Source organism: Flavobacterium sp. HTF (assembly GCF_003105115.1).
Classification (GTDB): Bacteria; Bacteroidota; Bacteroidia; order Flavobacteriales; family Flavobacteriaceae; genus Flavobacterium.
On sequence record NZ_QETH01000074.1, the window covers coordinates 1 to 21,999 of the forward strand.

General features: G+C 33.7%; 14 protein-coding genes and 2 pseudogenes. 6 read left to right on the forward strand and 10 right to left on the reverse strand.

From position 1 onward, the window contains the following. The first annotated feature begins 105 nt into the window (after window positions 1-105). The 3 genes and pseudogenes from DCO46_RS17530 to DCO46_RS17540 all read left to right on the forward strand — a co-directional run bounded on the left by DCO46_RS17530 (window position 106) and on the right by DCO46_RS17540 (window position 1,794). Window positions 106-591: a WG repeat-containing protein gene (locus DCO46_RS17530; protein WP_116753793.1), complete on the forward strand. Its 486-nt coding sequence runs from the start codon at window positions 106-108 to the stop codon at window positions 589-591. A 15-nt stretch (window positions 592-606) separates the two neighbouring features. After that, window positions 607-696 (forward strand): annotated as a pseudogene (locus DCO46_RS23445) (hypothetical protein); the annotation flags it as partial. 33 nt (window positions 697-729) lie between these two features. Beyond that, entirely contained in the window at window positions 730-1,794 is a 1,065-nt protein-coding gene (locus DCO46_RS17540; protein WP_116753794.1) for a WG repeat-containing protein, read from the forward strand. A 9-nt stretch (window positions 1,795-1,803) separates the two neighbouring features. Here DCO46_RS17540 and DCO46_RS23450 read toward each other — a convergent pair. The 3 genes and pseudogenes from DCO46_RS23450 to DCO46_RS17555 form a co-directional block, all read right to left on the reverse strand. Next, window positions 1,804-2,321, reverse strand: a pseudogene (locus DCO46_RS23450) (DUF421 domain-containing protein). 115 nt (window positions 2,322-2,436) lie between these two features. Continuing rightward, on the reverse strand, window positions 2,437-3,807 hold the full coding sequence (gene rimK, locus DCO46_RS17550) for a 30S ribosomal protein S6--L-glutamate ligase (protein WP_116753795.1): 1,371 nt from the start codon (window positions 3,805-3,807) through the stop codon (window positions 2,437-2,439). Window positions 3,808-3,947: 140 nt separating this feature from the next. Beyond that, entirely contained in the window at window positions 3,948-6,494 is a 2,547-nt protein-coding gene (locus DCO46_RS17555) for an ATP-dependent Clp protease ATP-binding subunit (RefSeq protein WP_116753796.1), read from the reverse strand. A gap of 257 nt (window positions 6,495-6,751) precedes the next feature. On the opposite strand from DCO46_RS17555, the gene gyrA reads away from it, so the two are divergent. Both gyrA and DCO46_RS17565 read left to right on the forward strand, forming a co-directional pair. After that, window positions 6,752-9,394 carry a DNA gyrase subunit A gene (gyrA, locus tag DCO46_RS17560; protein WP_116753797.1) on the forward strand — a complete coding sequence of 881 codons (2,643 nt, stop codon included), beginning with the start codon at window positions 6,752-6,754 and terminating at the stop codon, window positions 9,392-9,394. A 43-nt stretch (window positions 9,395-9,437) separates the two neighbouring features. After that, window positions 9,438-10,706: a tetratricopeptide repeat protein gene (locus DCO46_RS17565; RefSeq protein WP_116753798.1), complete on the forward strand. Its 1,269-nt coding sequence runs from the start codon at window positions 9,438-9,440 to the stop codon at window positions 10,704-10,706. A gap of 69 nt (window positions 10,707-10,775) precedes the next feature. Here the strand turns inward: DCO46_RS17565 and DCO46_RS17570 are convergent, their stop codons facing one another. The 7 genes from DCO46_RS17570 to DCO46_RS17600 form a co-directional block, all read right to left on the reverse strand. Next, window positions 10,776-11,195 (reverse strand): OsmC family protein, encoded by a 420-nt coding sequence (locus tag DCO46_RS17570; protein ID WP_116753799.1) that lies wholly within the window; start codon window positions 11,193-11,195, stop codon window positions 10,776-10,778. Window positions 11,196-11,365: 170 nt separating this feature from the next. Then, a complete protein-coding gene (locus tag DCO46_RS17575; RefSeq protein ID WP_116753800.1) occupies window positions 11,366-13,354 on the reverse strand; it encodes a DUF349 domain-containing protein in 1,989 nt (662 codons plus the stop codon). A 248-nt stretch (window positions 13,355-13,602) separates the two neighbouring features. Continuing rightward, on the reverse strand, window positions 13,603-14,346 hold the full coding sequence (locus DCO46_RS17580; RefSeq protein WP_116753801.1) for a lipid A phosphoethanolamine transferase: 744 nt from the start codon (window positions 14,344-14,346) through the stop codon (window positions 13,603-13,605). 67 nt (window positions 14,347-14,413) lie between these two features. Then, window positions 14,414-15,163: a shikimate dehydrogenase family protein gene (locus tag DCO46_RS17585; RefSeq protein WP_116753802.1), complete on the reverse strand. Its 750-nt coding sequence runs from the start codon at window positions 15,161-15,163 to the stop codon at window positions 14,414-14,416. After that, the gene (locus tag DCO46_RS17590; protein ID WP_116753803.1) at window positions 15,163-16,560 is read right to left on the reverse strand and encodes a tetratricopeptide repeat protein; all 1,398 of its coding nucleotides are present in this window, start codon (window positions 16,558-16,560) and stop codon (window positions 15,163-15,165) included. The genes DCO46_RS17585 and DCO46_RS17590 overlap by 1 nt, the downstream gene beginning before the upstream one ends. A 225-nt stretch (window positions 16,561-16,785) precedes the next feature. Further along, complete coding sequence (locus tag DCO46_RS17595; protein WP_116753804.1) at window positions 16,786-17,982, reverse strand: aspartate aminotransferase family protein; 1,197 nt, start codon at window positions 17,980-17,982, stop codon at window positions 16,786-16,788. Window positions 17,983-18,107: 125 nt separating this feature from the next. Then, window positions 18,108-19,790 (reverse strand): OstA-like protein, encoded by a 1,683-nt coding sequence (locus tag DCO46_RS17600; protein WP_410503668.1) that lies wholly within the window; start codon window positions 19,788-19,790, stop codon window positions 18,108-18,110. A 285-nt stretch (window positions 19,791-20,075) separates the two neighbouring features. Here DCO46_RS17600 and DCO46_RS17605 point away from each other — a divergent pair, with 285 nt between their 5' ends. Further along, a complete protein-coding gene (locus DCO46_RS17605; RefSeq protein WP_116753806.1) occupies window positions 20,076-21,947 on the forward strand; it encodes an alpha-amylase family protein in 1,872 nt (623 codons plus the stop codon). Window positions 21,948-21,999 lie beyond the last annotated feature (52 nt).

The following is a 21,999-nucleotide window of genomic DNA, read 5'->3' on the forward strand; positions in this document are numbered from 1 at the left end:
AAAATATGATTTATTATATAATGTTGAAGAAGGTTTAGCAGTTGTAAAAATATTAGTTGATAATTTTTAAAAATTAAATGAATAATTTACATATTTAAACTATTTTTGGTTTTAGCTTGTCTTTTTCTTACTGGAAGGTTTTATAAGACTAATGGTTTTAATTACAAAACAAATAAAAAAACAGAAAAAATAAGAAAAGGTTTTTCCAGATATGTCGCTATTAATAAATATGTTAAAGAAATAATTCCGACTATTTACAATGATGTTTCTAATTTTTATGAGGGATTTGTGACAGTTAGAAAAAATCATAAATGGGGCATTATTGATTCTACCGGTAAAATAATTGTACCAAAAAAATACTTTCGTATTTGGAGATTCAATGGAAATTTAGCAGCAGTACTAAATAAGAATAAATTTGCATTTGTCGATAAAACAGGAAAGAAGGTTACAGACTTTAAATATGACAATTTTCAATATATTGAAGAAGGTTTTTATGCTGTCAGAGTGAATGATAAATGGGGGGTTATTAATAAAATTGCTAAAGAAATAACTCCAATTAAATATGATGATGTTTATACTTTTAGTAATTGAATTTTATGTGTTTCTATAAATCAGAAATATGGTTATGTTAATTCATATGGAAAAGAAATAACTGAAATAAAATATCGTAATGGATATAAATTTGAAAATGGAAGGGCTCAAGTATTAAATTCAGATTTTAAAAATGGTATGATTGATAAAAATGGAAAAGAAATTGTACCAATAATTTATGATGAACTAGAACGATTAGATGATGGATTTGCATATGTAGGCATTAATATTTATCCTCAAGTTTATAAATGGGGTATTGTAAATGAGCAAACAGGGAAATTAATAACTCCATTAAAATATCAGCAAACGTTTAATGAAGATCATCCGGGTTTTTCTTCGACTAAAAAAATGGCCAGAATTACATCGGATAATAAAGTTGGAGTTATTGATGAAAATGGGAAAAAGATAATTTCGCCTGTTTATGATGCAATTGATGCATTGGGTGATATTTGTGCGGTTTATAAAAATAATAAATACGGTTATATAAATAGTAAAGGAAAAATTATTATTTCTATTGAAAATGATTGCATAACCAATCCTGATTTTTTTTATAAAGTTCGTAGTTTATATATTGAGGAGGGACTTTTGTTGTTGTTGCATCGGAATGGCAAATATGGTTTTACAAATAAAAAAGGAATTTCTATAACTCCAATAAAATATGATTCGATTGAACGTTCTATTCATGGCGGGGCATTTGTCAAAATCAATAAAAAATGTGGATATATAAATAAAAATGGAAAAGAAACGATACCAGTAAGATTTGATACACCGCTTTCAAAAATGAGTACTTATTTTGATGAAGGAATATTAATATTTAAAGAGAATAATAAATGGGGAGCAATTGATAGTACAGGGGTTAATATAATTAAACCAAAATATGATAGTATGACAGATTTCGCTAAGGGATTTTCTATAGGGACTATTGGTAATAAATCATATATTATCGATAAAAAAGGCAAGGCAACACAAACTTTAAAATATGATAAAATAGAAAAATCCAGTGCAAAAGTTGCTTTAGTTTCTATTAATGGAAAATGGGGAGCCATTGATCAGAATAATAAACTTATAACTCCAATTAAATATGACAAAATAGAAGAATTTAATTATGATTTTGCAATAACAGAAATAAAATTTAATAAATATGGTTTTCCAATTTCTAAACCTCTAGACATTTTAGGATTGTCAAATTTTATAAAAAGGTAGACCTTTTTTTTAAAACTTCTGCAAATTCTTATGATTATGCTTGCGCTTATAATGAGTCTGCTTTAATTTTTTTTCATCTTCAGAAATAATGCTGATTGTTCCGTCAATCTCCAGCATTGCTAATTTTACATTTTTAAAAAACTCTATGCCGTGTTCTCTCATGGCTTCTTTTAGTTCTTCGTCAGAAATATCGAGTTTGCTCAAAGCTTTAAAATCTAATTTTCCATCATGAATTAAAACTTCTGGTTTATCTAATAATAAATCTCCAAAAACTTTGTATTTCCGGTTAACTTTTTGATTATAAAGTTTATTATAAATAAAACCAAAGCAGCAATCAGACCTCCTTCAAGACTGGTATCCGGACCAACCATGGCATTCTGGACAGAATTACTGATTAACAGAATCAGGATAATATCGGCAGTATTGAGTTGAGAAAGTTCTTTTTTACCAAAAACTCTCAAAGCTATTGTCATGAAAAAATAGACTGCTATACTTCGTATAATAATGTCTGAGTAGGGAAAAAGCATATTTTTATTTTAAAGTTATAAAAAAAAGCTTTGGCAAAGTTTTAAAACTTAACCAAAGCTGCTAAAATATTTCAAAGACATTAAGTTTCAATGAATCTTAAAGAAACGAAGATGTCTATATGAGTTTAAAATTCTTTTCAATTGCTTTAATCATTTCTCCGGCTACATCTTTATTCGTTGCTCCTTCAATTCCTTCAAGACCCGGAGAAGAGTTTACTTCAAGCAATAAGGGACCTTTAGAAGAACGAATAATGTCAACACCGGCTACTTTTAAGTCCATCGCTTTTGCAGCCTTAATGGCGATCTTTTTTTCTTCTGCGGTTACTTTTATTACAGATGCAGTTCCGCCAAGATGAATATTAGCTCTAAACTCGCCTGGCATGGCTTCACGCTGAATGGCAGCAACTACTTTTCCGTCGATTACGAAGCAACGAATATCTTTTCCGTTTGCTTCTTTAATAAACTCCTGAACTAAAATATTGGCATTTAAGCTTTTAAAAGCATTTATTACACTTTCTGCCGCTTTTTTGGTTTCGGCCAGAACAACTCCTTTTCCTTGTGTTCCTTCGAGTAATTTTACGATTAGGGGAGAACCGCCAACCATTTTAATTAAATTATCCGTATCCAGAGGAGAATTGGCAAATCCGGTTGTTGGAATGTCAATACCGCTGTTTAATAATAATTGCAGTGAATATAATTTGTCACGCGATTGTGTGATGGCTGTAGCCGAATTTAAGACGAAAACCTTCAAAGCTTCAAATTGACGTGTCAAAGCACAACCATAGAAAGTAATACTTGGTCGAATTCTAGGAATAATAGCATCAAACTGATTTAGGATTTTCCCGCCTCTGTAATGAATTTCGGGAGTCTTTGCGTCCAGTTTCATATAACATTCCTTGATGTTCAAAAAATGCATTTCATGACCGCGCATTTCACCGGCTTCCATTATCCTTTTATTGCTGTACAATTCAGGATTACTGGCTAAAAGCCCGATTCTTAAGCCTGAACTTGCTTTTTCGGAGTTTTGATATAATTCTTTTAATGCTTCGGTTGTTGGCTGACCCAGTAAATATTTTTCTTCAGGATCTACCAAAACGCGTCCGCTCATTGCTTCGCGGCCTAATAGCATTCGGAAACCCATTGAGTCACGATTGGTAAGAGTCATTTCAATAGGCCATTTTACATCGCCTATTTTAAGGCTGGTCTGAATTACATATCGGTGCTCTCTGAATCCGCTTGAGCTTTTTACTATTCTTTTATCAACCAGCGGCGCTTCGCAATGAATAATCGTTTTTATATTGTTCTGAATTGGGTTGATATCAAATTTTACCCAGTTCGCATCATTTTTTATAAAGGGAGCTATGTTTATGGCGTGCATTGCCGAAGTTTTGGCACCGGAATCTACACGAGCCTTAATTGTCGGAATTCCAAGTTCTGGAAATGAGCACCATTCTTCACTGCCTAAAATGACTTTGTTTTGAAGCATATATTGTTTTTTTATTATAGAATTTAAAACCAAAAGTAGCTATTTGCTTTTACTAAAGATACTAATTTCCGCAAAAAAAATACCCGTTAAGTTATGAAAACGTAACGGGTACTTTATTTTTGTTATAAATTTTAACTAATTTATTGATTTGTCGGCTCTTCGGCTTTGTGTATTTCTACCGAAAGCTCCTGAGAATCGTCTTTTAGATCCATTAAGATTTCGTCACCTGAATGAATTTTAGAAGTGATGATTTCTTCGGCTAACAAATCTTCCACATATTTCTGAATAGCTCTTTTTAGAGGTCTTGCTCCAAATTGTCTGTCAAAGCCTTTTTCAGCGATGAATGCTTTTGCTTTATCAGTAAGACTTAAATTGTATCCTAATTCTGCAATACGTGAGTATAGTTTTTTAAGCTCGATTTCGATAATTAAATCAATGTCAGCTTTTTCTAATGCATTAAATACAATTACGTCGTCAATTCTGTTTAAGAATTCAGGAGCAAAAGTTTTCTTCAAAGCATTTTCGATAATGCTTTTTGAGTTTTCATCGGCCTGGGCTACTTTCGCAGCAGTTCCGAATCCGACACCTTGTCCGAAATCTTTTAACTGACGTGCACCAACGTTAGAAGTCATGATAATGATTGTGTTTTTAAAGTCGATTTTACGACCTAAACTATCAGTCAGATATCCATCATCTAAAACCTGAAGCATCATATTGAATACATCCGGATGCGCTTTTTCGATCTCGTCCAAAAGAACAACACAATATGGTTTTCTGCGGACTTTTTCAGTCAGCTGACCACCTTCTTCATACCCAACGTATCCCGGAGGCGCTCCAACTAAACGTGAAATCGCAAATTTCTCCATGTATTCACTCATGTCGATACGAACTAATGCATCTTCAGAATCAAACAATTCTTTTGCAAGAACTTTTGCCAATTGTGTTTTTCCAACTCCGGTCTGACCTAAGAAAATGAATGAACCAATTGGTTTGTTCGGATCTTTAAGTCCGGCTCTGTTACGTTGTATAGAACGTGCAATTTTAAGAACAGCTTCATTTTGACCGATTACTTTGTTCTGAATCAATTCAGGTAATTTAGCCAGTTTGTTGCTTTCTGTTTGTGCAATTCTGTTTACCGGAATTCCGGTCATCATAGAAACAACATCAGCTACATTATCTTCTGTAACTTCGATACGGTTGTTTTTAGAATCTTCTTCCCATTGTTCCTGTGCAACAGCTAAATCTTTCTCAATGCGTTTTTCATCATCGCGAAGTTTGGCTGCTTCTTCATATTTTTGTTTTTTAACAACCATATTTTTGTTTTCACGCACTTCTTCTAACTGACGTTCTAAATCAAGAATTTGTTTAGGAACATCAATATTGGTAATGTGTACGCGGGATCCGGCCTCGTCCATTGCATCAATAGCTTTGTCCGGTAAGAAACGCTCAGACATATATCTGTTTGTTAATTTAACACAGGCTTCAATTGCTTCCTGAGTATAAGTAACATTGTGATGATCTTCATATTTGTCTTTCACGTTATTCAAAATAGCAATCGTTTCTTCAACAGAAGTTGGTTCAACAATTACTTTTTGGAAACGTCTTTCGAGTGCACCATCTTTCTCAATATATTGTCTGTATTCATCAAGAGTTGTAGCACCAATACATTGGATTTCGCCTCTTGCTAAAGCAGGTTTGAACATGTTTGAAGCATCAAGCGAACCCGTTGCTCCTCCGGCACCTACAATAGTGTGAATTTCATCAATGAAAAGAATAATATCATCATTTTTTTCAAGCTCGTTCATTACGGCTTTCATTCTTTCTTCAAACTGACCGCGGTATTTTGTTCCTGCAACTAAACTCGCAAGATCTAAAGTTACCACACGTTTGTTAAAAAGAATACGTGATACTTTTTTCTGGATAATACGTAATGCTAATCCTTCAGCAATCGCAGATTTACCAACACCAGGCTCCCCGATAAGGAGTGGGTTGTTCTTTTTTCTACGGCTTAGAATTTGAGATACACGTTCAATTTCTTTTTCGCGTCCTACAACAGGATCAAGTTTTCCTTCCTCGGCCATTTCTGTTAAATCTCTCCCAAAATTATCTAAGACCGGAGTTTTAGATTTTTTGTTTGACTTATTGGCGGGATTATTAAAACTACTCTCTTTAAGACTGTCATCTTGTCCTGAATCATCATTATATGATTCGTTTCTCGGTAAGTTTTCTAAGAATTCTTCTTCGTTTGGCGTCATGTTTAAATATTGTTCTTTAGCTATGTCATAATCTATTTTTAGTTTATTCAACAGCTTGGTTGTTGGATCGTTTTCGTTGCGTAAGATACATAATAGCAGGTGTGCTGTGCTAATTGAAGAGCTTTGAAATACTTTAGCCTCCAGAAAAGTAGTCTTCAGGGCTCTTTCAGCCTGTCGGGTAAGATGAAGATTTTTCTTTTCGGCATTTACTTCAACGCCCAGATTAGCAGGGCTAAGTATTTCTACCTTTCTGCGCAAATGGTCTAAATCGACTGCCAGGTTATTAAGTATATGAATAGCTTTTCCGTTACCATCTCTTAAAATGCCCAACATTAGATGTTCAGTACCAATAAAGTCGTGGCCCAGACGTAAGGCTTCCTCTTTACTGTAAGTAATAACATCTTTTACTCTTGGTGAAAAATTATCATCCATAATATATAATTGATATAGTAAATTTAATGATTTACAGTTTGAAAAACAAAAACCGTACCCTTCAATATCTCCTGACAGCTAATAGACAAAAAAAATAACAATAAAAGCGTTAAAAAACGCTTAATTTATTAACTAAAAGGTAGAAAAATGTTGTTAATAAATCATTGAAATAAGTGTAAGTAAATAGCTGAAAAAATTTCAAAAAAACGTATCTTGGCACGCTTTGAAACTAATATAATTATTTAATATAACAACTTATGTCTGAAGGAGAAAAGTTAATTCCCATTAACATAGAGGATGAAATGAAATCAGCTTACATCGATTATTCGATGTCAGTAATTGTATCGAGAGCGCTTCCTGATGTCAGAGATGGCCTGAAACCAGTTCATCGAAGAGTTCTTTATGGAATGTATGATTTAGGTGTAACTTCAAGATCTGCCCACAAAAAATCTGCGAGAATCGTGGGAGAGGTTCTGGGTAAGTATCACCCGCACGGTGATACATCTGTTTATGATGCAATGGTACGTATGGCCCAGGAATGGAGTATGCGTTATTTATTAGTGGATGGTCAGGGTAACTTTGGTTCCGTTGATGGTGACAGTCCTGCAGCAATGCGTTATACTGAGGCCAGAATGCGTAAGATATCTGAAGATATTATGGCAGATATCGAAAAAGAAACAGTTGATTTTCAATTGAACTTTGACGATACATTATATGAGCCAAAAGTAATGCCTACCAGAGTTCCAACTTTGTTAGTAAACGGAGCAACCGGTATTGCTGTCGGTATGGCAACTAATATGCCGCCACATAACTTAACTGAGGTTATCAACGGTACATTAGCATACCTTGATAATAACGATATTGAAATCGACGAATTAATAACACATATTAAAGCTCCGGATTTTCCAACTGGTGGTGTAATATACGGTTATGAAGGCGTTCGTGAAGCATTTAAAACAGGTAGAGGACGTATTGTTATGCGTGCTAAAGTTGGTTTTGAAGAAGTTGACGGAAGAGAATGTATTATTGTTACCGAGATTCCATATCAGGTTAACAAAGCCGAAATGATCAAACGTACGGCTGATTTAGTTAACGATAAAAAAATTGAAGGTATTGCGAATATTCGTGACGAATCGGACAGAAATGGTATGCGTATCGTTTATATCCTGAAACGTGACGCTACTCCAAACGTAGTTTTGAATACCTTATATAAGTTCACATCATTACAATCATCTTTTAGTGTCAATAATATTGCACTGGTAAAAGGTCGCCCACAAATGTTGAATCTAAAAGATATGATTCACTATTTTATTGAGCACCGTCATGATGTAGTAGTTCGAAGAACACAGTTTGAATTAAGAAAAGCAGAAGAAAGAGCACATATATTAGAAGGATTAATTATTGCTTCGGATAATATTGATGAAGTAATCGCTATAATAAGAGGTTCTAAAAATACTGAAGAAGCCCGTGAGAAATTAATCGAAAGATTTAAATTATCAGATATTCAGGCCCGTGCCATTGTTGAGATGCGTCTTCGTCAGTTAACAGGTCTGGAACAGGACAAATTAAGAGCTGAGTTCGAAGAATTAATGAAATTAATTGAACACTTAAAAGCGTTATTAGCTGACGTAAATTTAAGAACTGCTTTAATTAAGGAAGAATTAGAAGAAATTCGTGAGAAATATGGTGACGCACGCCGTTCTCAAATCGAATATTCCGGAGGTGATGTAAGTATCGAAGATTTAATTGCTGATGAGAATGTAGTTATTACCATTTCACATGCAGGATACATCAAACGTACAAACCTTACCGAATACAAAACTCAAAACAGAGGAGGAGTTGGACAAAAAAGTGCCGGAACAAGAGATCAGGATTTCCTTGAACACATGTTCGTTGCTACCAACCACCAGTATATGATGTTCTTTACGCAAAAAGGAAAATGTTTCTGGATGCGTGTTTACGAAATTCCTGAAGGTAGTAAAACAGCAAAAGGAAGAGCGATTCAGAACCTTGTAAATATTGAAAGCGATGATAAAGTAAAAGCTTTCATTTGTACACAGGATCTAAAAGATAAAGATTACATCAACAGCCATAATCTTGTAATGGTTACCAAACAAGGCCAGGTGAAGAAAACTTCTTTAGAGAAATATTCTAAACCTCGTGTAAATGGTGTTGCTGCCATCACGATTAAAGAAGGTGATGAGTTACTTGAAGCTAAATTAACTGATGGGGAAAGCCAGATTATCTTAGCTGTGAAATCCGGAAAATTAGTTCGTTTTGAAGAAACTAAAACACGTCCGATGGGAAGAACAGCTTCAGGAGTTCGTGGAATTACTTTAAAAGATGATACTGATGAAGTAATTGGTATGGTTACTGTAGGTAAAAATGACGTTAATGATTCACAGATTTTAGTTGTGACTGAAAACGGATACGGAAAACGTACTAAGCTGGTAGATGAAGACGGCGAAGATGTTTACAGAATTACAAACCGTGGAGGTAAAGGGGTTAAAACTCTTAATATTACGGAGAAAACAGGAAAATTAATTTCGATTAATGCTGTAACAGATGCTGATGATTTGATGATTATCAACAAATCCGGATTAACAATCAGAATGGCAATTGAAGATTTACGTGTTATGGGTCGTGCAACACAAGGTGTCCGATTGATTAACTTAAAAGGTAAAGATTCTATCGCTGCTGTGACAAAAGTTATGAAAGATGATGTTGCGGAGGTTGTTGTTGACGAAGACGGAAATGTTATTGAATCTGCAATTGAAAGAGTTAAGCCTGATTTAGAAGTTTTGGAAGATGAAGGAACAGTTGAAGATGATGATGACGAAGATGATTCTGATGAAGTAGCAGAAGACGAAAACGATTCTGAAGAAGAATCTGAAGAATAAAAATAAAAACCACTATATTAAAATTAAATACAAATTGAATATTATGAAAAGTAAATATGTAATACTAGCATCAGCATTTTTGATTTCAGTAGCTACTTTTGCTCAGAAAGATCAAATTAAAAGTGCAGAAAAAGCATTGAAAGGCGGAGATGCTCAGGGTGCAATTTCACAATTAAAAGATGCAGAAAATCTTATTGTAAATGCAAAAGATACAGAACAAGCACAATTTTATTTTGTTCAGGGGAATGCTTATTTGGATTTAGCTACTAAAAAAGTAGATGAGAGTAAAAACTTATCACTTGCAGCAGAGAGCTATAAAAAATTAATTGAAGTTGAAAAAACATCCGGAAAACAAAAATATTCTACTCAGGCTGCTGCTTCAATTACTGATATCAAAGGAAAACTGATTAACTCAGCTATTGCTGATACTCAGGCGAACAAAAATTCTGAAGGAGCTAAAAAGTTATATGATGCTTACGTGTTGGATAAAAACGATACAATCAACTTATATTATGCAGCTTCTACAGCAGTAAATGCTCAGGATTATGATTCTGCTCTTCCTATGTATGAAGAATTAAAAAAACTTAATTATTCTGGAAAAGGTACAAGCTACACTGCTATTAATAAAGCTAATCAGAGTGAAGATGGTTTTAATAATGCTAAAGAAAGAGATTTGGCTGTAAAATTGGGAACTCACGAGAAACCAAAAACAGAAGCTATTCCTTCTAAAAGAGGTGAGATTTACAAAAACCTGGCTTTGATTTTAGTTCAGAAAGGACGTATTGAAGATGCTAAAAAAGCAATCGCTGATGCAAGAAAAACGAATCCGGAAGATGCTTCTTTAATTCTTACAGAAGCTAACTTATATCTTGAATCAAAAGATTTTGAAACATACAAAAAATTAGTTGGTGAGGCTTTGCAAAAAGATCCAAACAATGCTGATTTAGTATTTAACTTAGGGGTAATTAGTGCTAATGCAAAAAACAGTGCTGATGCTGAAAAATATTACCTAAAAGCTATCGAAATCAATCCTAATTATACAAATGCATATTTAAACCTTGCAGCATTAAAGCTTGATGCTGAAAAGCCAATCATTGATGAAATGAATAAATTGGGTACTTCTGCAAAAGATATGAAACGTTACGATGTTTTAAAAGCTCAGAGAGAATCTGTATTTAAAGGAGTTATCCCTTATCTTAAAAAAGCAAATGAACTTGATCCTAAAAACGAAGATGTTTTTAAAACGTTGCTAGGTGTTTACAAAGCATTAGAAATGACTGCTGAGGCTAAAGAGCTAAAAGCAAGAATGTAATCTAAAAAAGAAAGCATAAAAAAACCAAGGCTAATTACCTTGGTTTTTTTTATGCCTTATAGTTTTTTTTTAGCTTAACAAAGTGACAGATAAAGTAATTGTTGTATTTAACAATTTAGAAATCGGGCAGATTTCTTTTGCTTTTGCAGCTGTTTTTTCAAATTCTTCTGCAGAAATTGAAGGTACTTTCCCTTTCAGGTCCAAATGTATCAGAGTTATTGTTCCGTCTTCAAATGTAACTGTAGCTTCTGTGTTTAGATCATCTGCAGTAAAGCCTCCTTCATTTAATAAAAAACTTAATTGCATTGTAAAGCAGCCTGAGTGAGCTGCAGCAACTAATTCTTCCGGATTGGTTCCGACACCGTCAGCAAATCTTGTTTTAAAAGATAATTGGGCATTGTCTAAAGTGGTACTTTGTGTACTGATTTTTCCTGTTCCTTCCATACCGGTTCCTTTCCAGTTGGCATTTGCTTTTCTAGTAAATTTCATATTTATAGTTGTTAGGATTAATAATTATTTATTTGATCAATAAATAGTGGTCTATCAAATATAAAGAAAAATTTACAGAATTGTTTTATCAATTTGTAAGCAAAACGTAAAGGCATAAAAAAAGGTGCAATAAATACTTATTACACCTTCATTATTTTTAGAAACTAAATTTATTCCTGATTTAAGTTTCTTAATTGTTTTAATTTATCCTTCCAAACCTCAAGGCTTTCTTTGTGAATTGCAATGTTTTTGCGAACTTCAAGAACTATAGAATTCTCTTTTTTGGCATTTTTGGTATTGGTAAAAAACTGAATATTATTTTCTAACTGAAAGATTTCATTTTGAACTTCTTCGATTTTACGCATTAGGAATATTTTTTCATTATCTAATTTGCGCGTATCATTACTGTCTGACAAAGAATCTATTCGGTTAGAGAAACGCATCATTTCAGTTTCTTTTTTGCTCAGGCTTAACTTTTCAAAAAGAGCATCCAGGATTTTATTGAATTTACCTTCGATATGGCGTCTTGCAAACGGAACTTTTCCGAATCCTTTCCAGGTCTCTATATGTGCTTTTATAGCGTCTAGATCTGTTTTATGATCGCCTGTAAGCTGAAAAGCTCTTAAGGTATCTAAGTACGTTTTTTTGTTATCAAAAGCAGCTACTTCTTCGCCATTCTCTTCAGATTTGTGCTCTTTTAATTTGTCAAAATAATGGTTGCACGCATCTTTAAAATCTTTCCAGATTTTATCGGAATATTTTTTAGGGACATGACCAATTTGTTTCCATTCCTCCTGAATTTGCTTCATGATTGGAGTAGTAGAGGTAAAATCGGTGCTTTCCTGTAATTCTTTTGCTTTGGCGACCAATGCCATTTTTTTATTTAAATTGTCGTTTTGGTCTTTCTTAATGTCTTTATAAAACGAATTTTTAAACGAATTAAAGTTTCTGACAGCAGTTTTAAACGCAGCCCAGGTTTCTTCATTTACATCCGAAGGAACTTTTCCTGCAGCAAAAAACTCATTTCTTAATGCTTCAACTTTTTGGATCTGTACAAGCCATTGAGAGTGAGAGTTTACTTTTTCAGTTCCAAGAACTTCAAGTTTGCTAATTATTTCCTTTTTGACTTCCAGATTTTGATGTTCATTGGCTCTTTGGCTTTCAAACAAAACTTCTCTTTTGTCATGGATTTTTTTAGTCAGTTCACTGAATTTATTCCAGATTGTATCACGGTGTTCTTTAGAAACCGGCCCAATATCTTCTTTCCAGATTCTGTGCAAATCCTGTAGTTCCCTAAATGCTTTGCTGATATCAGTTTCGTTTACCAGTTCTTCAACACGGGTAATGATTTTTTGTTTTTGCTCAAGGTTGTATTTGAAATCTAAATCCCTTGCTTCACGGTCTAAATGCAGATAATCATAGAAATTTTCTACATGAAAATGATAATTATTCCAAACGTGATTATACTTGTCTTTTGGGATTGAACCTGCATTTTTCCATCTCTCTCTTAATTCATTAAAATGTTTGAGAGTATCTTTTATATTTTCCTGTGGATTTATAAGCTCTTTTAGTTCTTCAACAATAGCAAGCCGAATTTCTAAATTAGATTTTAAATTGGTCTGCAGGTGTTTAAAATGCTCATTTCTTTTTTCTCTGAAAATATTGTAATATTCATCAAACTTTAATTTTAAAGGAGAATGATATTCAAATTCTTCATTCGGATCCTGATTAGAAGCATTAAATTCTTCTCTTTTTTCCTCTATAAGATGATTGTATTGTAATGAAAATGATTTTTTAATTTCTTCGATATGACCCTTTACAGACATTACTTTATCTGTATTTATAAGCTTTTTTAATTCATCTACGAGAGCATCTAACGGAAAAGTATCATAATCCTGCATAGGAATGTCATGACGCTCTTTCAGCGTTTCATCTTCGCTTTCTTCAGCATTCGAATTCGTTATTGCATCTAAGGCATCTTGATGATCAGTTTCCTGAGCAACAGAGTTGATTGGTTCATTTTCAGTATTAGAAACTAAACTTTCAGCTGCTGTTTCAGAATTCGAATTTTCAATAACATCTTCCTGAGTAGAATCATTAATTTCGATTTCTAATTTTCCGTCTGCTTCCTGCAGGTTATCATTCTTTTCTTCTAACATTTTAAAATGTATAAGGTTTATTATTTAAACAGAGCGAAAGATACTAAAGGAGTTTCTAAATACAAAATAATTCGTTTGTTTATACACTATTTTGAGGTGAAATTCATATCCTTTAGTCTGATTTTGATCTATGTTAAACGTTTATTTGTCGATTTGTTGAAGTAAATTTAAATTATGAATTATTACTATTTTTAGAAAATTAATATAAATGTAGTAATCAGGCGTAGCATAAAATATCAAATTATAAGTCAGAACAGAATAAGTATTCCGGCTTCAATTCCGTAATTATATGTCTTTTTTCCTCCAAATGCAGCACTGGGGTGAATATAAACAAGGTTGACAGGTGTTATTTTTCGGCCAAATTCTAAAAAGGCATTATTTTGGAATCCATCTACAGTATTATTATATCTAAAAGCAGCATCGGCGGCAACCCAGTTTTTTCCAAAAAAACAAAACAGGACATTTTCAAAAGCGGCTATATTTATATCGGCCCGATTGGCTGAACCTGCAAAACTAGCCTGATATTCGAGTGAAGATATCCATAAAAGTTTCTTGTTCTGAAGATACTTTCCATAAAAAACAGTTGGAATGAAAACCCATTTTCCAGATCCAAAATTAGGATCCGATGCGGAATTTGAAATAATCCGTGTTCTTATGGCAATGCCATTACTTTGATTCAGATAGGGAATGTAGCTCACACCGGCACCAATATCTCCTATCCCTGTTTTATTGGTTGAATTAGTGTTTGTAGATATTAATGGTAAATCAAAACGTAAGTTCCACGCTTTGTTACCAATAGGTTGCAAAAAACGTAGTTGTGTAGTGTTAAAAGAACCATTATCGGTATCTAAGTATTCATTAAAAAGGACTAATGTTTTTAAAAAATAATGAAATCTGGCTTCAGAAAAAAGATTTTCAGAATCAGTAGTATCCTGAGCTTTTAATGAAAAGGTGACACATAAGGTTATTAAAATAATTAGCAATTTATTCATAACTACTTAATAATGAGTAGTCTAAATTAGTAAAATTATTTTAATTTTTTGTTTTTAAAGCCTGATTTTATTTGTTCCAGATCTTCCAGGCTTTTTCAGCCTGAAAAATTAGCATATCATATCCGTTCTTTATAACTGCTCCATGCTCCTTTGCATTTTTTAAAAACTGCGTTTCTTCCGGATTATAAATCAGGTCATAAGCAATGTGTTTTTCAGTGAAAAACTCATAGGGAAGATTAGGACATGCTGTAATGTTTGGGCTTGTACCGACAGGGGTACAATTGATTATGATCTGAAAATTGTCAAAAGTTGTTGCATTGATTAAATCATAATCAATGATGTTTTCCTTTGCTTCTCTTGAGACAAAAGTGTACGGAATATTAAGTTCATCAAGGGCAAAAGCAACTCCTTTTGAAGCACCGCCGGTACCTAAAATGAGTGCTTTTTTATGATGTGGTTCCAATAACGGCTCTAAGGATTTTTTAAACCCGTAATAGTCAGTATTGTATCCTTTTAATTTTCCTTTTTTGGTAAATTTTATGGTATTCACCGCACCAATTAAAGATGCTTTTTTTGAAAGCTTATCTAAGAAGGGAATAACTTGCTCTTTGTACGGAATCGTAACATTTAACCCTTTTAATTCAGGGTTGTTTTTAACTAATTCTGTAAAATCATTAATATCAGAAATGTCGAAATTTTCGTAGCTGTTGCCGGTAAAAACTTCATCATTAAATTTTTCAGTAAAATATCCTTTAGAAAAAGAGTAACTGATATTACGGCCTAACAAGCCAAAACGCCTTTTTAGAGTATCAATCATTATTGCTTTCTATGTTTTTCAATATAATTTTTGACCATTTTTTTTGTCCACACAACCGGGAAAAGATCTTCAATCAGGATATAATTGTCAAAGTTCAGACGTAATCCGTTGCTCAAATGAAATTTCGCTTTTGTATTATCCTGAATCATAAAATATAACCCGGCTAAACGATATTCAACTTCGTTTTCTTCTGGAAAATATTCTGAAGCCTGTAATAAAGTTTGGATTGCACTTTCAAATTCACCTAAAAACTGAAGTATATCCACCCAGAATAACCAGGTATCCAATGCATAATCTCCAAATTCCACAGCTTTTCTGTATCCAAATTCAGCCTCTTCAAAAAAGTTCATTTGCTTGTTTATCGTTGCATAACGTTTCCAGTACAAACGATTCTGATTATCGATTGCCAATGCTTTATTGACAAAAAATAATGCTTTCTGAAAGTTTTTTTGACGAACATGAAAATCTGTAATGGCAATCCAGCCTTTGTCTAAAAGCGGATCTTCGTGTACAGTCTGATTGTAGTATTGTAATGCTTTTGCGGAATTGCCAAGTTTTTCATAACATTTTCCAATACGCAATAGCGCATAAGAAGTCGCATCGTCTAACTCGATGGTGCGGTTATAGCTTTCGATAGCCTTATTGTATTTTTTCAGGCGTTCGTAAGCTTTTGCTTTTTCCATAAAAGCCCCTAAAAACTCGTCGTCGATTAAAGTGGCATAATCAAAAGCACGAATTGCGTTTTCATATTCTTTCACGCCATAATGAAGACGCCCAAGCTGATGCCATGCAATTTCGCTATATGGGTTTTTATTGATATAATCGTTAAGATAAACTATAGCTTCCTGGTTTTGATCCAAAAATTCAAAACAGTATACCACATTGTACAAAGCAGACTGATCTTCTAAATCTTCTTCAAGACATTTAATGAAACTATCTTTTGCCATTTCAAGATTATCCATAAAAAGATATTCCATTCCAATAAGGTTATACACGTCAGCGTAGTCGTCTGTATATTGCAGGGCAATTTTTAGTAATTCTACTGCTTTTTCGTGCTGATCTCTTTTAGAACAGATATTAGCTTTCTGGATATAAATTTCCTCGTTGTTGGGTTCAATTGCGTATAACTCATTCAGAAGCTTTTCAGCCAGCTCGAGTTTTTCATCATAAACCAGCATTTCTACTTGTACTAATTTTAAGCCTGTAGATTTTGGATGTTGGTCTAATGCAAGTTTTAAGGCCTTTTTTGCTAAATTAGCCTTGCCTATATCTAAATAATGAAGAATGATTTCCTCGAATTCTTCAGAATCAAAAAAGAGAACTTTGTTAGTTTTTAACATAGACTCAAATTTGGATAAGGATAGGTTATAATCTTCTTCTTCGTTGCTTAATTGCATACTTTTTTTTATTTGAAATTAGCCTGTTATAAATTTAGGCAACCATATTAGTGTTGAGAGGAACGTAAATTAATTGTTTTGAACAATTTAATTAACAATATAGACAGAATTTTGATTCTGTTTTAAGTTTTAATCTTTTGATTTTTAAAAGATTATTATTTGTTTTGTTTGCAATTTATTTAAATTGCCCACCTTGTCTGCAGAGACCAATCGTTCCGTTAAAAATTAATCTTTCGAGCCGTTGTTCATTATTTCATCCATAACGCTCAGGATTATCGCACAGCCTTCTTTGATTTCCTCTTCAGAAATTGTTAATGGCGGTGTTATTCTTATTGCACAGCCTTCAAACAGTAACCAGAATAAAATCAGTCCTTTGTCCTGACAATTTAATATAACCTGATTCGTTATTTCTGCGGTTTCGGTCATTGCGGCAAGCATTAATCCTTTTCCTCTAACTTCCTGTATCAAAGGATGTACCAAAAGCGATCTAAAGAGTTTTTCCTTCTCTAAAGCTTCTGTCATTAAATTAGTTTCAGTTAATTCCTGCAAAGTAGCCAGACAAGCTGACGCAATGACAGGATGTCCACCAAAAGTAGTGATATGTCCCAATTTTGGATTTTCGGTCAAAAGGTCCATTTTTTCTGCCGAAGCGGTAAAAGCACCAACCGGCATTCCGCCTCCCATTCCTTTTCCCATTACTACAATATCCGGAATTACATCGTAATTTTGAAAGCCAAAAAGTTTTCCGGTTCTTCCAAACCCGGGCTGAATCTCATCTACAATCATCAATGCCCCAACTTCATCACAGCGTTTACGAACTTTTTGCAGAAAATTATCCTCTGGCTGAATAAATCCCGCGCCACCCTGAATCGTTTCTAAAAGAATTGCAGCTGTTCGGGTGGTTATTTTTTGTAAATCCTCTTCGTTATTAAAAGTGATAAAATCAACATCGGGCAACAAGGGGCGAAAAGCTTGTTTTCTTTCCTCAAAACCCATTACACTCATTGATCCCATTGTGTTGCCATGATAAGCATTGTGACAGGAAATAAGCTGACTGCGGCCTGTTGTTCTTTTAGCCAGTTTAAGCGCTCCTTCTATTGCTTCGGTACCGGAATTGACTAAATATGTTTTATTCAGCGATTCGGGCAGGAGAGAAGCCAGTAACTTGCAATATTCTACAGCCGGACTTTGCGAGTATTCGCCATAAACCATTACGTGAGAATATTTGTCTAACTGATCTTTTATGGCCTGATTAACTCTCGGATGCTGGTGACCAAGTGTGCAGGCAGAAACTCCGGCAACAAAGTCTAAATATTTTTTATTATCTGTGTCGTATATGTAGGAGCCAATAGCGTGAGAAACTTCCATCCCTAAAGGGTATGGAGAAGTTTGTGCCTGGTATTTTATAAAATCTGAATTCATTTTTTTAGATTCTAAGCAACAAAGATACTAAGGTTCTAAGTTTCTTATTTTAGGCTTAAGTTAAGTTTTAGTTGAATACCTGAAGTTTCAACTAGTTAATTTTAAAAGGACAATGAGCTGAAAAATTACTGCTTCTTTGTTTTTTCTTTTGTTTGTGAAGCTGTTTTAGATGCTGCTTTTGGCGCTGGTTTCTTTTTATCGTAATCTAACGTTTCCCTCCTGATTTCCATCGGAACATTTTCTTTGGCATCTTCGTCTTTTCCTTCTTTGATCAATTTATCATTGAGTTCATTTTCTTCTGCGGTAAAAATATCATCTTTAGATTTTATCCTTTCATCACCACGCCATACCAAACCTCTTAGTTTTCGGGCATTTTCGGGTAAATCTTCTTCAGGATAAATATCACCGTCTACCTTATTAAAAAAAGTAATCGTTTCGATGGCATTATTTTCTAAAATCATATTGATTTTACTGCTCACATTTTTATTGATACCAATAAGTTCATTAGCATCATTCCGCATATAATAAATAACTTCGGTATTTTTTATGACATCAACATCGTGTAATTTGCCTTCCCGGAATTTACCAAATAAATTGATTCCTTTTACCTGATTAAATCCTGTGCCCAGCGTATCCCGAGAGACGATAAATGTATTATTAAGCACTTTTAGCGAATCTATTTTACGTGTGGTGTTATCTCCAATTAAATGCATTACATCGCCCGTAATCTGACTGTCACCGTTCCAGAGAATCGGATTTCCGATAAGTTTTGTCAACGCTGTTTTTGAATTTGAATGAATCGAATCGCATTTTCCGCTCATATCTGTTTTAAAAAAACGGACATTATTAAAAGCTCTTAAAATTCGTTCGCCTTCTTTTCCGGTAACCATTAATTTTTTTCCGTGAATATAAACCGAGTCATTGTCTACAAAATTGACAGCAACAGCTCTTTTTGTAACAAACATTGAATCTTTGAGTTTGAAAACTTCAGCATAATGACCTTTTACTATACCGCGATTAATGGAATCCGTGATTTTTACATTTCGGGTGGCTGATGCAAATTCAGTATTTCGGTTATAATACAAGCTATCGCCTTCTATTCGCCGGTCATCATATTTTATATACGATTTCCTGAGTAAATGCGCCAGGTTTTTCTTGGTATCATAAAATCCTTTTTCAGTATAAATATAATTGGTTTTACTGGTAATAGTCGAAGGGCCAAACAAATAACTATGACCGGAATTACTGTAATAATCCAGATGATTGGATTTTATAACATATTTAGGATTCGTAAGCACTACAGCAGTCAAAAAGCGGAATTTTTTCTCGGTTACGTAATATCTACCCGATTTACTCACTAAAGTATTGTCCTTATTGATTATAGTACCTTTTGTATTGTAAAATACCTGTTGAACATTTCGGTCAAAATTAATAGTATCGGTTTGCAGTGTTGCGTCCGGAGAAGTCATTACGGCATTTCCTGTAGCAAAGGCCTGTTTCATATTCCCGTTATATTCAGCATATTTACTGTTCAGATACAAGGTATCGCCCTGTACTAATTGTACATTTCCAAAAGCTTTTAAATAATTTTCTTTTTGAAAAAAGTAAGCTTTGTTGCAAGTCAGTACAACACCATCATGATTGACCCTCACATTTCCGGTTAACAAAAGAGCATCCGGCATTGCTACCTGATCGACATCAGAAAAATCAGCATTCTCAACAATGATTTTTTTTGGTGCTTGCGCAAAAATGCTCTGAACACTTAAAAGAAGCAAACAATAAGTTATGAAAAAGAGTAATTTCTTCAATTGATTAAATTTTTGTCAAATTTATGAAAAAGGTTACAACCTTTATTGATATTAGGATTAATTTATAATTCATAAATCACATTCAGGAATATAAGAATTTGGAATGTTTAAATTATGAACAAAAATGACTACTCTTTCGTTGTAGTTGACGTTTTTACATAAAAACTGTATAAAGAGTGTATTTGTTTCTTTTGAATTTTAAAAATTAGCCTAAATTTAGGAAATGGTTTTTAATTATTGATTTCAATCTTAAATTCAAAAAAAAATCAGTTTATAAAAATGAATATGATAAACAAAAAATATTTGGTTACAGGAATGGCTGTAACGATGCTGCTTTCGGCATGTAAAACAAAAGATTTAAAAATGGATGCAGCAAAAGCAGAAAGTTCTACAGACAAAAAAGTTGTCGTGTATCAGGTTTTTACACGTTTATTTGGAAATAAAAACACTACTAACAAACCGTGGGGAACTATTGAAGAAAACGGGGTTGGAAAATTTAATGATTTTTCAGACAAAGCGCTTAATGAAATTAAAGATTTAGGGGTGACTTATATTTGGTATACAGGAGTTCCACATCACGCTTTGGTTCGTGATTATACTGCATACGGAATCTCAAACGACGATCCTGAAGTTGTAAAAGGAAGAGCAGGTTCGCCATATGCCGTAAAGGATTATTATAATGTGAATCCTGATTTAGCAGAAAACCCGGCAAATCGTTTACAGGAATTTGAAGCTCTGATCGCGCGTACACACAAAGCCGGCTTAAAAGTGATTATAGATATTGTGCCCAACCATATCGCCCGAAAATATGAAGGTAAAAACAATCCCGACGGAGTGAAGGATTTTGGTGCTGATGATAATGTAAATGTTGAATACAGCAGAAATAATAATTTCTATTATATACCGAACGAACATTTTCAGATTCCGGATGGAGACATTCCGTTAAACGGAGAAAAAAATCCAATGGTTGATGGTTCTTTTGATGAAAATCCTGCGAAATGGACAGGTAACGGATCAAGAAAAGCCAAACCGGACCAGAATGACTGGTATGAAACTGTAAAAGTAAACTACGGAATCCGTTCTGATGGCTCAAAAGATTTCCCTGAACTTCCGGCAGGTTTTGATCAGAAAACTTATGAGGAACATTTTGCGTACTGGCAGGATAAAGATGTACCGGATTCGTGGAAAAAATTCAGATCAATTGCTTTATACTGGACTGCAAAAGGAGTTGATGGTTTTCGTTATGATATGGCAGAAATGGTTCCGTATGAGTTTTGGAGTTATATGAATTCGGCGATTAAGATGAAAAATCCTAAAGCTTTTTTATTGGCCGAAGTTTATAATCCTAATGAATACCGCAATTATATTCGTTTAGGAAAAATGGATTATTTGTATGATAAAGTAGAAACGTATGATAAATTAAAAGATATTATTCGTGGAAAATCATCTCCGGATGGATTATCTGATATTCAAACAGGAATGACGGATATAGAACACCATATGCTGCATTTCTTAGACAACCATGATGAGCAGCGTTTAGCAAGTCCGGAATTTGCAGGAACTCCGGAAAAAGGAAAACCGTTGATGGTTGTTTCTGCAACAATTAGCACATCACCAACAATGGTTTATTTTGGACAGGAAGTAGGAGAGGCAGGTAATGAAGATACTGGTTTTGGAAAACGATCCAGGACTTCAATTTTTGATTACGTAGGAGTTCCAAATCACCAGAGATGGATGAACGGTGGTAAATTTGATGGCGGACAACTTTCGGAATCAGAAAAGAGTTTACGTGATTTTTATAAGCGATTATTGAATTTTTCTATAAACAGTTCAGCCTTAATGGGACGTTTTCAGGAAATTCAATCCGTAAACCGTCAAAATAATTCGGGTTATGATGCATCATTATATTCTTATGTTCGTTGGTCAGCAAAGCAAAAACTAGTTGTTATTGTTAACTTCTCGTCAGATAAAACAAGCGAATTTGAATTAAAAATTCCGTCGGATGTTATTTCAAAATGGAATTTAAAAGACGGTTCGTATGTTCTTTTGGATCAGTTGTATTTAAAGAATAAAACATACTTTACGGTAAAAAATGGTGAAGGGGTAGCGAATATTAAAATCCTGCCTTCAGAGTCTTTTATTTTTGAAGTGAAATAGTTTTGATAAGAATGGATTAAACCCGTGAGGTTTAACAGTCCTGCAAGGTTTT